Annotated in this window: 10 protein-coding genes; 2 read left to right on the top strand and 8 right to left on the bottom strand. The window is 36.7% G+C overall.

What is annotated here, in order from left to right; genetic code table 11:
• Positions 1-156 precede the first annotated feature (156 nt).
• Positions 157-1278 carry a ribosomal protein uL16 3-hydroxylase gene (locus tag PH4a_RS13730; protein ID WP_129040493.1) on the top strand — a complete coding sequence of 374 codons (1122 nt, stop codon included), beginning with the start codon at positions 157-159 and terminating at the stop codon, positions 1276-1278.
• 798 nt (positions 1279-2076) lie between these two features.
• Here the strand turns inward: PH4a_RS13730 and PH4a_RS13725 are convergent.
• From PH4a_RS13725 to lolC, 6 genes are all read right to left on the bottom strand, one after another.
• Complete coding sequence (locus tag PH4a_RS13725) at positions 2077-2355, bottom strand: hypothetical protein (protein WP_129040491.1); 279 nt, start codon at positions 2353-2355, stop codon at positions 2077-2079.
• Between the two features lie 216 nt (positions 2356-2571).
• Positions 2572-3816: a peptidase T gene (gene pepT / locus PH4a_RS13720; RefSeq protein ID WP_129040489.1), complete on the bottom strand. Its 1245-nt coding sequence runs from the start codon at positions 3814-3816 to the stop codon at positions 2572-2574.
• A 51-nt stretch (positions 3817-3867) separates the two neighbouring features.
• Entirely contained in the window at positions 3868-4716 is an 849-nt protein-coding gene (gene cobB, locus PH4a_RS13715) for a Sir2 family NAD+-dependent deacetylase (protein ID WP_074379345.1), read from the bottom strand.
• Positions 4717-4804: 88 nt separating this feature from the next.
• On the bottom strand, positions 4805-6052 hold the full coding sequence (gene lolE / locus PH4a_RS13710; RefSeq protein ID WP_129040487.1) for a lipoprotein-releasing ABC transporter permease subunit LolE: 1248 nt from the start codon (positions 6050-6052) through the stop codon (positions 4805-4807).
• The gene (gene lolD, locus PH4a_RS13705; protein ID WP_244212970.1) at positions 6052-6756 is read right to left on the bottom strand and encodes a lipoprotein-releasing ABC transporter ATP-binding protein LolD; all 705 of its coding nucleotides are present in this window, start codon (positions 6754-6756) and stop codon (positions 6052-6054) included. The genes lolE and lolD overlap by 1 nt, the downstream gene beginning before the upstream one ends.
• Before the next feature lie 43 nt (positions 6757-6799).
• On the bottom strand, positions 6800-8002 hold the full coding sequence (gene lolC / locus PH4a_RS13700) for a lipoprotein-releasing ABC transporter permease subunit LolC (RefSeq protein WP_129040483.1): 1203 nt from the start codon (positions 8000-8002) through the stop codon (positions 6800-6802).
• Between the two features lie 194 nt (positions 8003-8196).
• On the opposite strand from lolC, the gene mfd reads away from it, so the two are divergent.
• The gene (gene mfd, locus PH4a_RS13695; RefSeq protein WP_129040481.1) at positions 8197-11640 is read left to right on the top strand and encodes a transcription-repair coupling factor; all 3444 of its coding nucleotides are present in this window, start codon (positions 8197-8199) and stop codon (positions 11638-11640) included.
• A 193-nt stretch (positions 11641-11833) separates the two neighbouring features.
• Here the strand turns inward: mfd and umoD are convergent, their stop codons facing one another.
• Positions 11834-12334 carry a flagellar biogenesis regulator UmoD gene (gene umoD, locus PH4a_RS13690; protein WP_064719629.1) on the bottom strand — a complete coding sequence of 167 codons (501 nt, stop codon included), beginning with the start codon at positions 12332-12334 and terminating at the stop codon, positions 11834-11836.
• 881 nt (positions 12335-13215) lie between these two features.
• Entirely contained in the window at positions 13216-14523 is a 1308-nt protein-coding gene (locus tag PH4a_RS13685) for an NAD(P)/FAD-dependent oxidoreductase (protein WP_129040479.1), read from the bottom strand.
• Positions 14524-14967 lie beyond the last annotated feature (444 nt).

Raw genomic sequence — 14967 nt, 5'->3', positions numbered from 1 at the left:
ACCTTACTTATTGCTATTATTTCATTTATGTATGATATCTGCTCACTTATCGCTATGTTAATCGTTATTACTCACATTGCTCAAAGGAATGTTTAGCAGGAAGTTTCAATTCATTATATTATGTTTTTTAGGCTTCCCGAATTCAGGACATACACAATGGACTATAAACTTAATTTAGATTGGCATGCATTTTTAGAAAGCCATTGGCAAAAGCGCCCTTTATTAATAAAAAACGGCTTCTCTCGTTTTGTTGATCCTTTATCTCCTGACGAACTTGCTGGTCTTGCAATGGAAGATGAAGTAGATAGCCGTCTTGTTAGCTGTCACGACGGACAATGGGGAGTCAAACACGGACCTTTTGAGGACTTTGATGGCCTTGGCGATAAAAATTGGTCTTTATTAGTGCAAGCCGTTGATCACTGGCATTTTCCTAGTGCTGCGTTAATGAAACCTTTCCGTGTTTTACCTGACTGGCGTATTGATGATCTCATGATCTCTTATTCAGTTCCTGGTGGTGGTGTTGGCCCGCATCTTGATCAATATGATGTTTTTATTATTCAAGGACAAGGTCGCCGTCATTGGCGTGTTGGGGAAAAAATCCCAATGAAACAACACTGCCCTCACCCAGACTTACTTCAAGTTGACCCATTTGAAGCAATTATTGATGAAGAGCTAGAACCGGGGGATATTCTTTATATTCCACCTGGATTCCCACATGAAGGTTATGCAATTGAAGAATCACTCAACTATTCTGTCGGTTTCCGTGCGCCAAATGCACGTGAGCTGTTCAGTGGTTTTGCTGACTATGTTCTTGCTAACGATTTAGGTAGCTATCGATATAGCGACCCAGATTTAACGCCACGTGAAAATCCTGCATTAGTTCAGCATCAAGAACTCAATAAATTGCATGACATGATGGAAGATTTATTGGCTCAACCAGAAGTATTCCGCCATTGGTTTGGTGAGTTTATTTCTCAGTCCCGCCATGAACTTGATTTGGCGGTACCTGAGCCACTCTATGAAAATGCAGAAATTCATGACTTACTACTGCAAGGCGAAAAACTTAATCGCTTAAACGGTATTCGCGCACTACGTGTCGGTGATAACTGTTTTGTAAATGGTGAATTAATGAATACAGATCGTATTGAAGCCGCCGATGCCTTGTGCCAATACGCCCAAGTGGATAAAGAACATTTAGGTGATGCTCTAGGTGACCCTAAGTTTGTTCGTTTATTAACCCATTTAGTGAATCAGGGTTACTGGTACTTTGATGATTAATTGTCAATAGCAACTAATTATTACATTTAAAACCCAGCTAACTAAAGCTGGGTTTTTATTATCCTATTTTTAATATTATCTATCATTTCTTAAGTTAATGTTTATGTTTATTTGAAGCTTCAGTGGCTAGTTTTAAAATATGTTCATCAACTATAGAAAATTTATTACCTTTATATAAATTATTACGTAGTTTTTATTACCTAAAATTTATTATTGAAGCCTTTGTATTAAAGAGTATTACCACCTTTATTTAGTATGTTATTATTTTAAATCTAACGCATTAAATAACTTATCGCTTCTTTTAAAAATATTCTAGTGCTCTTAAAAAATAGAGGTATAAACATAAAGAAAGATACTTGAAGAGATAATAATAATAGTGTGTGTTTGTTATTTAACATAAACAAAGAAAATAGAATAGCAAAGGAAATAATAAAGTAACTAACCACCAGAATTAGTGATTGTTTTTCTGATCTTATAATCAATATGTTATCTTCAATATTAACGGTTTTAGTTCCATTATCTCGAAGTTGTAAGTTTTCAGTTATTACTGGTTCAAATAATAATTCTGTTGTCGTTTTCATTATAATAGCCATTGTTTAGTCATTTTACGACCACTATAAGCGATATTGTTTTCTTTTAATCTAATAAGATTACTTAATAAACAACCTCATATTCAAGGTTAAATAAATAATCATACTTATTACACTATTTATTAAATAATTAAATTTAGATTTAGATATTATTACACGCCATAATACTGGTTATTATTTTGTCTATTCTACTATTTTAGTTTCTTAATTACTGCCATGATAAAATTAGATCTTGATACTCTCCTTCTTTTTTGACAATGGACTCACCTATAAGAAAGCTGATTACCTTTATTATTATATTTATTTTACCTACTGTTGTATTTGCAGAGTCTGTTAGTGCTTCTAAGGTCAAAGCGCCACCAGCACAAATAGATGTTATTTTTATATTAGATAAAAGCAGCTCTATGCAGGATATGAAAAAATAGAGAGGTTGGGAATTTATTTTCTCAGGAGCCAACATTGATGCGATTAGTGCTACTAAAAGCATTGATATTAAATCATCTAACTCAACACAATATATTCAGGTTATAAAAATGCCTATAAGTCTGTTCATAAAGTGATTCACTCTAAAATTGAAGGAAAATAATTGAGCGATGACTAGAAATTATCTGTTGAGCAAGAGACTAAATAAAACCAAGAAATAATAATAGCCCAAAAACAACAATAGCCGTTATTCGGCTATTGTTGTATATAAAGTTGTAAATTAACTAATGACTTTCGCCTTTTCTCTTTCAGCAGTGATTTCTGCAATTCGCATAATAACGCTAACTGCCGCTTCCATTCCCTCAAGAGAAATAAACTCATGTTTACCGTGGAAGTTATAGCCACCAGTGAAAATATTAGGACAAGGCAAACCGCGATAAGAAAGTTGTGCACCATCAGTACCGCCGCGAATAGGCTTAATATCTGGCTCAATATCGCAATCAATCATCGCTTGCTTAGCAATATCAATGATATGTGGAAATTGAACAACCTTATCGTGCATATTGTAATAACTGTCATCAATAGTCAGTTCAATATAGCAATCTGGGTGTAAACCTTTACCAACTTTTTCTGCTATCGCAATCATATTTTGTTTGCGTTTTTCAAACTGATTACGGTTAAAATCACGGATGATATAGTGCATATCCGCTCTTTCTACGCTGCCTTTCATGCTTTGAAGATGATAAAAACCATCATAACCATCCGTATTTTCTGGTGTTTCATCTGTTGGTAATTCTTGGTGTATACGTGAAGCTAAACCAAGCGCATTTACCATCACACCTTTAGCACTACCGGGATGCACATTGTTACCAACAATTTTGATGCTTACTGATGCAGCATTGAAGTTTTCAAACTCCAGTTCACCAACACCACCGCCATCAACGGTATAAGCCCAGTTTGCACCAAATTCTTTTAAATCAACATAGTGCGCACCACGGCCAATCTCTTCGTCTGGCGTAAAGGCAATGCGAATATCACCGTGCGGTCGATTAGTTTCTTTTAAACGTACCATCGCTGTAATAATTTCAGCAATACCAGCCTTATCATCAGCACCAAGCAATGTTTTACCATCTGTAGTAATTAATGTTTTACCAATCATTGAGTGCAGAATTGGAAACATAACTGGCGATAACACTTCATCACCAATACCAAGGGCAATATCTCCCCCACGATAATCTTCAAGTACTTGTGGTTTTACATGCTTACCTGAAAAATCAGGTGATGTGTCAAGGTGCGAAATAAAACCTATTACGGGTACTGGCCATGATACGTTAGAGGGTAATCCCGCCATCACACAGCCTTTATCACTGAGTGTGACATCAGAAAAACCCAATTTTTTTAGCTCTTGCACCAACGCTTTTGCTAATTTTAATTGCCCATCACTACTTGGCGATATTTTTGAAGATGGCTTTGATTGAGTATCAAAACTAATGTATTCGAAAAACCGTTCTAATAATTTATCCATTTTGCCCCCTAAATCTCTCTAAGATTCATAATAGGGAACTTTAAGAAATAATTATTGCGTCAAATCAGCTTTAGGATCATTAATTAAATCAAACAATTTATGAACATAATCATCAACAACCTGGCTCGCAGGGCCATAGTGTTTTTCTTCAAACTGACTTTCAACGAGACTTGGCTCAAGATTTAGCTCAACGGTATGCGCTCCTGTCAGTTTTGCCTCATGTACAAATCCAGCTGCAGGATACACATTGCCAGAAGTACCAATAGAAATAAAAATATCTGCCTCAGCTAATGCTTGATAAATCTCTTCCATTCCTAGTGGCATCTCACCAAACCACACAATATGTGGGCGCAAAGGTGATGGAAATTGGCAACAATGGCAATAGTCACTCGTTTCCAAATCACCTTTCCATTCAAAAACTTGACGAGATTGAGGGCAACGCACTTTGAGCAATTCACCATGCATATGTAAAACATGCTGACTACCTGCTTTTTCATGCAAGTTATCAATATTTTGTGTAACGAGTAAGAAGTTTTCCTTACCAAGGCGCTGCTCTAGTTTTGCTAATGCGAAGTGAGCTTCATTAGGCTGAATAGAAGGCTGTTGCAATTGACGACGACGCTCGTTATAAAATTGCTGAACTAACTTAGGGTTTCGTTGATAACCTTCTGGCGTTGCGACATCTTCAACACGGTGCTCTTCCCACAATCCATCTTCTGAGCGGAATGTTTTAATTCCTGATTCAGCTGAAATGCCAGCCCCAGTTAATACGACGACTTTGGGTAAATTCATTTCATGCTCCGTTTTATGGGTTAATTGAAAATAACGACAACGAGCATGTTGTCTGCGTAGATACTTAATCTTACGATATTTCCTAAACCGACGATGACGAAGTTTCATCATAACAATCCTTGGTTCTCACTTTTAAAATATAGCTGTTTTAAATTAACGATTTTAATGTGTTCTATTTATTTTTATGCCATTAAACTTATTGTCCACTTAGAATTCTCGCCGGATCAAGTTTAGTTGCCCTACGAGCAGGATACCAACTGGCTATTAGACTTAAGACAACCGTAGTAAGAAATACAGAAAAAACATCTATTCCATGAATTTCAGAAGGTAAAAAGTCAACAAAATAAACATCGCCTGAAAGCACACTATGTCCTGTCAGTGATTCAATAGCAGAAACCAACGGCGTAAGATTAAGTGCAACTAAAACACCCACAATAACCCCAGCAACACAACCAATCATGCCAGATAATAAACCATACCATAGGAAAATATTACGAATATGACTATCTCTTGCACCAAGAGTCCTTAAAATAGCAATATCACTGCTTTTATCTCTAACCGCCATAATAAGCGTAGAAACAATATTAAAACAGGCAACACCTATTACTAAGATCATCGATAAATACATAATGCTACGGATCATCTGAATATCGCTATACATATAACCATAATCACTTATCCAGCTTTTTGCATAAACATATTCTTGGCTATTTAATCCTGCATTATGAATAACTTCATTAGCAGTAAAAGGATCGGCCGTTTTTATTTCAATCCCTGTAACGCCATTGCCATAATCCATATATTGTTGAGCATCAGTCAGTGGAATAAGGGCTAATTGGTGATCGAGCATACCACTTAAACGAAAAATCCCACTCACCTGTAAACGAATACGTTTAGGCTGTAATAACTTAGTTGGATCGTCATTATTAGGAATTAATACAGTTAACCAATCGCCTTTAGTAATTTTTAATGAATCAGCAACACCTTGCCCAATAATAATTTGCTGTTTTCCGGCTTTAAAATCTTGCCATGCGTTATCTTGTACATAACTGGGTAAGAGGCTGATATCAGGTTGCTTTTCTGGCAATACTCCCATTACTTGAACTGCTTTTAAATCAGTGCCTTTTTCTAATAGCCCTGTAAGCAAAATATAAGGTGCTGCAGCAACAACACCCGGGGTATTTTCGATTCGAGGTAATGCTGATTGCCATTGGATAAATGGCTGTTCAACTGAATATATTTGTCCATGAGGAACAACAGAAAGAATGCGATTTTTTAGCTCGCGCTCAAAACCATTCATGGCACTTAAGCCAATAATAAGAACAGCTACACCGAGCATAATTCCTAATGTCGATATAATTGAGATTAAAGAGACCATTCCTGCACGCTTTCGTCCTCTTGAAAAACGCAGAGCAGTCACTAAAGCAAGTGGCAACTGAGCCATTATTTCACTCCTGAAACCGAGTCATGTTGCTGTAATTGACCATCTTTCATTTCGAGCTGACGCTGAAAACGTGCAGCTAATGCTAAATCGTGTGTCACCACTAAAAATGCCGTTTTTTTCTCTTTATTTAACTTCAGCAATAATTCAAAAATAGCTTCAGCATTCTTTTGGTCAAGATTACCTGTTGGCTCATCAGCAAGAACTAACGCAGGATCATTCACCAAAGCTCTCGCAATAGCAACACGTTGCCTTTCACCACCAGAAAGCTCTGATGGGCGATGATGAGCTCGCTCTTTTAAACCAACAGCGTCTAGAAGAGACATCGCTTTTTGTTTTGCATTGGCCACACTGGTGCCGCCAATCATTAAAGGCATAGCAACATTTTCAAGCGCCGTAAAATCAGGCAAAAGATGATGAAATTGGTAAATAAAACCAAGTTGAGTATTACGTAAATCTGCTTTTTGCGAAGATGAGAGCTTATTAAGTGATTGTGCTTTAAAAAAGACCTCGCCTGAACTTGGCGAATCTAAGCCACCTAATAGATGCAATAACGTACTTTTACCCGAGCCAGAACTTCCAACAATAGCTAAAAAATCACCTTGACCCATTGAAAAAGAGACTGATTTTAAAACTTGCGTTGAGATCAAGCCATCTTTGTACTCTTTGCATAGTGCATGACAATCTAATAAATATTGCGTCTCAATTTTTGCCTGTATTTCTGATGGGTATTCTGATTTAAAAGAAGAATTACTCATAACGTAGCGCCTCTGCTGGCTGAATTGTCGCTGCCCGCCAAGACGGGTATAAAGTCGATAAAAGTGAAATAACAATGGCAGCAAAACCAATAATAAATACGCGTCCCCATTCTAATGTTGCAGGTAATTCAACACCATGAGGAATAAGCCCAACGGCCGGCATAATAGTATTAAGCTGACTAGAAAGTAAGGCACCTAATAACCCACCAGCTATAGCCCCCATAATACCAGCGCCAGCACCTTGCAGCATAAAGATAGACATTATCTGAGTTCGCTTTAATCCCATTGTTTGCAAAATAGCGACTTCACCTTGTTTTTCCATCACCAATAAAGAAAGAGAGGTAATAATATTAAAAGCTGCCACTGCAATAATTAAGCTTAATAATAATCCCATCATATTTTTTTCCATTTTAACAGCCTGGAAAAATTCACCTTTACGCTCTCGCCAATCTTTCCAACTTAATCCTTCTGGTAAAGATTGAGCGCTGTATTTTTCGATATTCAGTGGAGATGAGAAAAAGAGACGCCACCCAGTAATATTACCAGGTTGATAACGCATTAAACGTGCAGCATCCTGCTGATTAACAAGAACCTGTGAAGCATCAGCATCACCACCACTTTGAAAAATACCTTTGACAGTAAAAAGTCGCTGACTTGGAACTCTGCCCATTGGAGTTAATTGGCTCACGCTAGGAACAATTAGACGGATTTTATCCCCTTCTTTTGCTTTTAGCTGTTTAGCTAAATTATTACCAAGGATAACGCCATATTCACCCGCTTTAAGCATCGAAAAATTACCATAACGAATATATTGTGTTAATGGTTCATCTTGCGCTTTTTCAACACCTAACATTATGCCAACACTGATATTGTCTTTACTTTGTAAAACAACATCGCCTTCAACTAAAGGCACGACATTTATAACACCTTCTCGTTTTAATAAAGTTTGTGCGGTGCTATCTTGTTTTGGCAATTGTCCATTCGGCGTTGTGATGATAGCTTGTGGAATATAGGCCAATATACTGTCTTGTAATGAACGCTCAAAACCATTCATTACAGAAGTCACAGTGATTAGTGCCGCAACACCTAACATAATCCCTAAAGCTGATAGCCAAGAGACGAAGCGGCCGAACTTATCGACCGCGCGACCCCGCATATAACGGAGCCCTATAAAAAATGAGACAGAATTGTACATGAAATCTGTGCTGTTCCTGTTGCTAATGCGAAGTGTTCAGGGATAATAAAGGGTAGTCTTACTGAATGGAACCACTCTATTCCCAAACTGTGGTTTTTTCTTTTATCTTAACCTGCCCGCCAGTTTAAGCTTTAGCGATTACGCTGAAGATGTGTTGGGAGTTAACTACAACCAAGAGTTCACATTACACGCTTATGTCCTCAGAATATCGTTATCAACTTCCTGTAAAACAAGGGGATACTCGCCAGCTAGGTCAGCTGTCAGGTGCCGCTTGTGCCTTAGAATGCGCAGATATCATTAAACGTCATTCGGGATTAGTCGTTCTTGTCACTCGCGATATGCAAAACGCATTACGGTTACAAGATGAAATCCGTCAGTTTTGTGATTATCCAGTAGATACCCTCTCTGATTGGGAAACATTGCCCTACGACAGTTTTTCGCCTCATCAAGAGATTATCTCTAATCGCCTTTCTACGCTATACCGTATCCCATCACTTCTCAAGGGAATTTTAATCTTACCAGTCAATACGTTAATGCAAAAAGTCTGTCCTACGGATTATCTCGCAGGTCATGCATTAATAATGCACAAAGGTGAGCGACTCTCTCGTGATAATTTACGCAAAACACTTGATGAAGCAGGATATCGCCATGTAGAACAAGTTTTAGAACATGGTGAATACGCGACACGAGGCGCATTACTCGATCTTTTTCCGATGGGAAGTGAGTTACCCTTTCGCGTTGATTTTTTTGATGATGAAATTGATAGTTTGCGTACTTTTGATGTTGATACACAACGTACTTTAGCTGAAGTTGAGCAAATAAATCTGTTACCTGCCCATGAATTCCCTACTGATGCAAATGCGATTGAGCTATTTCGTAGTCAGTGGCGTGAGCGCTTTGATGTAAGGCGTGATCCGGAACATATTTATCAGCAAGTCAGTAAACATGTATTACCCGCTGGGATCGAATATTGGCAATCGCTATTTTTTAGTCAGCCCCTATCAAATTTATTTGCTTATTTTCCTAAAAATACCTTAATTGTTACACAAGACCTCCAAGATTCAGCTGATAAATTTTGGCTAGATATCAATCAGCGTTATGAAAGCCGGCGCGTTGATCCTATGCGTCCACTATTACCCCCGGATGATATCTGGCTAAATGTTGATAACTTCAATAAAGCGCTAAAACAGTGGCCACGCATTCAGCTACGCAGCGAAATCTTACCTGAAAAGGCTGGGCAAACAAATCTGGGTTATCAGCCACTACCTGATTTATCAATTAATGCGCAAAGTAAATCCCCTCTCGATAACTTGCGCCGTTTCCAAGAGCAGTTCTCCGGCAGTATTGTTTTTTCTGTTGAAAGTGAAGGCCGACGCGAAACGGTACAAGAGCTGTTATCCCGTATAAAAATAGCGCCAAAGCAAATTATTGAATTAGCTGATGCTAAAGAAAAAGGCTGTTACTTTATTATTGGTGCTGCTGAACACGGCTTTATTGATAGTCACCGCCAACTCGCGATGATTTGCGAAAGCGATATGCTTGGTGAACGTGTTAATCGTCGTCGTCAAGATAATCGCCGTACAATCAATACTGATACTTTAATTCGTAACCTCGCTGAATTGAGTCCAGGACAGCCTGTTGTTCATCTTGAACATGGTGTGGGTCGATATCAAGGTATGACCACACTAGAAGCTGGTGGCGTTAAAGCTGAGTATTTAATGCTGACTTATGCGGGTGGCGATAAACTTTATGTTCCTGTTTCCTCACTTCATCTGATTAGCCGCTACTCTGGCGGTGCTGATGAAAATGCCCCACTTCATAAATTGGGCGGCGAGGCGTGGACTAAAGCGCGTCAAAAAGCAGCTGAAAAAGTACGTGATGTCGCTGCTGAACTATTAGATGTATATGCTCAACGCGCGGTTAAAACAGGTTTTGCCTTTAAAATGGATAGAGAGCAATACCAATCTTTCCGCCAAAGCTTCCCATTTGAAACCACGCCAGACCAAGAAATGGCAATTAACGCAGTACTTAGCGATATGTGTCAGCCTATTGCGATGGATAGATTAGTTTGTGGTGATGTTGGCTTTGGTAAAACTGAAGTAGCAATGCGCGCTGCTTTTCTTGCCATTAGCAATAATAAACAAGTCGCTATTTTAGTTCCTACGACACTGCTTGCTCAGCAACACTTCGATAATTTTCGTGATCGTTTTGCTAATTGGCCCGTTAATATTGAGATGATCTCACGTTTTCGTAGTGCCAAAGAACAACAACAGATCACCGAAAAATTAGCTGAAGGAACTATTGATATTGTAATTGGCACACATAAGCTATTACAGCCAAGTATTCAATGGAAAGACCTGGGTCTGTTAATTGTCGATGAAGAACATCGTTTTGGTGTACGCCATAAAGAACGAATTAAAGCGATGCGTGCTAATGTTGATATTTTGACGCTCACTGCAACACCTATCCCTCGAACATTAAATATGGCTATGAGTGGAATGCGTGATCTTTCTATTATTGCCACACCGCCCGCGCGCCGTTTATCAGTTAAAACCTTTGTACGCGAATATGACGATTTAGTTGTACGCGAAGCGATACTGCGTGAAACCTTACGCGGTGGTCAGGTTTATTACTTATATAACGATGTTGAAAATATTGAAAAAGCTCGCGATAGACTTGCTGAATTAGTACCAGAAGCTAGAATTGGCATTGGTCATGGCCAAATGCGTGAAAGAGACCTTGAGCGAGTAATGAATGATTTTCACCATCAACGCTTTAACGTTTTACTATGTACGACCATTATTGAAACGGGTATAGATATTCCAAGTGCCAATACCATTATTATTGAACGTGCAGATCATTTTGGTTTAGCGCAATTACATCAGTTACGTGGTCGTGTTGGTCGTTCACATCACCAAGCTTATGCTTATTTGCTAACGCCACATCCTAAAGCGATGACCAAAGATGCACATAAACGCTTAGAAGCTATTGCGTCTTTAGAAGATCTTGGTGCGGGTTTTGCACTTGCAACGCATGATTTAGAGATCCGTGGTGCTGGTGAACTCTTAGGTGAAGAACAAAGCGGACAAATGAATACCATTGGCTTCTCGTTGTATATGGAGCTATTAGAAAGCGCCGTCGATGCATTAAAAGAAGGTCGAGAGCCATCCTTAGAAGATCTGACTAATCAACAGACTGAAATTGAATTAAGAATGCCCGTTCTGCTGCCAGATGATTATATTCCTGATGTTAATGTTAGGCTCTCATTCTATAAACGAATTGCCAGTGCTAGTGACTTAAATGAACTGAATGATTTAAGAGCCGAACTGATTGATAGATTTGGTACATTACCAGATGCAGGGCGTAATCTATTACGCAATGCTGCTATTCGTCTTAATGCCATGAGTTTAGGGATCACCCGAATTGAGGCTAATGATAAAGGTGGATTTATTGAATTTGGTCAGAAAAATAATGTTGACCCAAGTTATCTCATTAGCTTATTACAAGAACAACCGTTAATTTTTCGTTTAGATGGACCAACAAAATTAAAATTTATTGTTGATCTTACAGAACGAGAAAAACGACTTATCTTTATTGATAATATGCTAGAAGCATTTGCTGAGCATCGAATCGGATAATCACCTACTGCTAGACAACGCTTTGATAAAAAGGCGTAAATTTAACTATTTACGCCTTTAATTTGCATTCAATGTCACTGGTGTTTTAACTGAAATAATGACAACAATGATTTAAATATTTTTATCTTAATTTTTATTAGATTAGTGACATAATTAGATTAATATCTGCCGTAACATATTAATTTTTAAACTATTATTCTTTTCGACAAGGAACATTCTCATTCATAGAGCAATAAGGTTCTTGTTCTAAAATTAAGCGTCCTTGTGGATCTAATGGAATAGTCTCGCCTGGTTTAAATGTAGTACGTACTTTTCCTGGTGTTCCATCAATGGTGTAAAGCACATCATAGCCAACCACCCTGCGCTCTTGACGATAAATAGGAATACACTCTTTAAATTGTGGATATGGAAAACGTGCGATATTTTTATCGTTGAGTGCTTCAATCATATAAAAAACTCGGCACTCTTTTTCTGCTGGATGAAATCTTGATAAGTTTTCTGGTGTAAATGGCGTAGGTAAACCAATACGGTGACAATATTCTTCTGTAACAAACACGGTTGATTTTATTGGTGTTGCTGAAACAACATGAGCGAATTGAGGCTGTGGAAAAATCCACTTCCATACGATAAACGAAAGAATAGCTAATACAAAGATTAGTCCTATCAGTGTGTATTTTCTGATATCAACACTCACTTTTTCCCCTTTTTATCTGTTTGTCCTTAATTTTACTGCTCTTAAGTCACTATATAATCGCCCTATTTTTATAAGTGATTAATATAGTTAGTATTAACTTAAATACTATCGTTTTACTTAAGAGTTTATTTAACATCCTTGGCTGTTAACATAATAAATAAACTACGTACTTATGACATGTTAAATACACCACTAATTTTTGTTTTAATTACCTAATTAAATAAATATTCCATATTTTTTTAAGATCTCATTCTAATATTAAGAGAGTATTTGACTTATTTAAATAGAGTCTAAAATGTAACTAAGCTATAACGCTACAATACAGCATTATGATAACAGCAACTTAACATTTGTCGTCTATTTACTTTATTCTTAACTGTCTTAATTGGTATTATAGAAAAAATACTTACTAAATCAGTAAATTAAATTAATCAAAAAAATAAACAAAAATAACAAGTTAACGTATTTTTATTATATGAATAAATAATTAATACTTTAATTAACTCATGCGAATTACCATAACACTTTATCGTAAAAAATAATGAAATAAACGACGCTTTTTATTTAAGAAAAATCTTAAATAGTTCAACTTAATAATTTAATGAAAACTCTATTTTAAATTATAACTATTTAACCTTAATGATAAAATTATATTTAACATTGTTAGGTTGTACTCTAGAGTTATTTGTTATTTTTAAGATAAACAGCCAATTCGTCTAGTACTTTATGCTACTATTTTTCGGCTTAATTAGATAATCTCATTTCAAAATTTATCTGTAAAGAAAAATAGATAAAAAACCCTCATCTAATATGAGGGTTTTAGTCTATAACTTTTGTCTAGAGGATAGAACAAAAGATAGATCCCATCGGAAGAAATGGAATTAATGCAATTTCAGTTTTGGTTTAATAACACGATTAATAGATCCAACCAGCATCATTAATCCTGTTTTAATATATCCATGCAGTGCAATTTGGTGCATTCGATAAAGTGAAATATAAACGATACGAGCAATACGCCCTTCTATCATCATGTCACCTTTCATCAAATTTCCCATCAAACTACCAACAGTACTAAATTTAGAAAGTGAAACTAAAGAGCCATGATCTTTATACACATACTCTTTTAGTGGTTTATCTTTTAACATTGCTAAAATATTACCATAACAACGACTTGCCATTTGGTGCGCTGACTGTGCTCGAGGCGGTACAAAACCACCTTCTTTTCTTGGACAAGAAGCACAATCACCTATCGCAAAAATAGCATCATCTAATGTTGTCTGTAATGTTGGTTTGACGACTAATTGATTAATTCTGTTTGTTTCAAGTCCTGCTATTTCTTGCATAAAATCTGGTGCTTTAATACCCGCAGCCCATACCATTAAATCAGCATCTATATGCTCACCTTCTTTGGTATTCAAACCATCTTCATCTGCACTAGTTATCATCGTTTTAGTCATCACTCTAACACCTAATTTGGTGAGTTCATGATGCGCTGCGCTCGAAATACGCACTGGTAATGCAGGTAATATGCGTTCGCCAGCTTCAACTAAAGTAATATTTAGCGCTGAAGGTGCTAATTTTTTCAAACCATAACTATTAAGTTGACGAACGGCATTATGTAATTCAGCAGAGAGTTCAACCCCTGTTGCACCACCGCCCACTATTGCAATATTAACTTTGCGTCCTTCCGCTTCAGCATTAGCATCTGCTGAATATTTTAAAAATAAATTCAACATTTCATTATGAAAACGATGAGCTTGTTGCGGGCTATCTAGGAAAATGCAATTTTCTTTAATACCTGGTGTACCAAAATCATTTGATTTACTTCCCAAAGCCATCACTAAAATATCGTATTCAAGTTCACGCTCAGGAACTAATAATTCTTGGTACTCATCATAAATAGCCGCTAAAGTAATCGCTTTTTTTTCCCGAGAAAGCCCTGTAAGCGATCCTAACTGAAAATTAAAGTGATGATTATGTCCATGAGCCAAATAACTTAATGCATCAACACCATCGTCTAATGATCCTGTTGCAACTTCATGTAAAAGTGGCTTCCATAGATGACTATTATTTCTATCAACTAAGGTAATTTCGGCTTTTTTACGACGGCCTAATTTATCTCCCAACTTGGTTGCAAGCTCTAATCCACCTGCTCCACCACCTACGATAACAATTTTTGTTAATGACATGAGCGCCACTCCATAAAGATATTTACTATTGTTATTTAAGTAGGCTTAGTGAAATCTACTTAAATAACGACAGTTAAATCGTTTCATCTACTATTTTTGTTTTCAAACAAGTTAATTGGAAAGATGGTCATACCAAAATTGATTTATATCAAAAATATTTGAATAATCATATCTCTTTTTTGATAAAACCAAGTGATACCTAGACTCAAGTGTTCAAAAAGTAATCTAAACGTAGACTAGAATAAATTTTTACCTTTGTATATCAGTTAAATAAAGAGTGGTTTTTTTAATGTAATGATTGATATCAAGAAAAAATAATAAAAGAATGAGAAAGAGATATTACATCAAACGAATATATAATATGGAAGGGAAACAAAATATTGAAGTAAAAGCAAAGAGTTATAAAAATGGATGAAATATCTTCATCCATCTTAAACAAGAATT

It is taken from the genome of Proteus hauseri (assembly GCF_004116975.1).
In the GTDB taxonomy this organism is placed as follows: Bacteria; Pseudomonadota; Gammaproteobacteria; order Enterobacterales; family Enterobacteriaceae; genus Proteus; species Proteus hauseri.
Note: the sequence above shows the minus strand (reverse complement) of the source record. Positions and strands in the feature narration are given on the sequence as shown.

Coding starts and splice junctions, on each gene's coding strand:
- mfd (WP_129040481.1), top strand. CDS start 8,197: ATGTCCTCAGAATATCGTTATCAACTTCCTGTAAAACAAGGGGATACT.
- PH4a_RS13685 (WP_129040479.1), bottom strand. CDS start 14,523: ATGTCATTAACAAAAATTGTTATCGTAGGTGGTGGAGCAGGTGGATTA.
- pepT (WP_129040489.1), bottom strand. CDS start 3,816: ATGGATAAATTATTAGAACGGTTTTTCGAATACATTAGTTTTGATACT.
- lolC (WP_129040483.1), bottom strand. CDS start 8,002: ATGTACAATTCTGTCTCATTTTTTATAGGGCTCCGTTATATGCGGGGT.
- PH4a_RS13725 (WP_129040491.1), bottom strand. CDS start 2,355: ATGCTTTTAGTAGCACTAATCGCATCAATGTTGGCTCCTGAGAAAATA.
- PH4a_RS13730 (WP_129040493.1), top strand. CDS start 157: ATGGACTATAAACTTAATTTAGATTGGCATGCATTTTTAGAAAGCCAT.
- cobB (WP_074379345.1), bottom strand. CDS start 4,716: ATGAAACTTCGTCATCGTCGGTTTAGGAAATATCGTAAGATTAAGTAT.
- lolE (WP_129040487.1), bottom strand. CDS start 6,052: ATGGCTCAGTTGCCACTTGCTTTAGTGACTGCTCTGCGTTTTTCAAGA.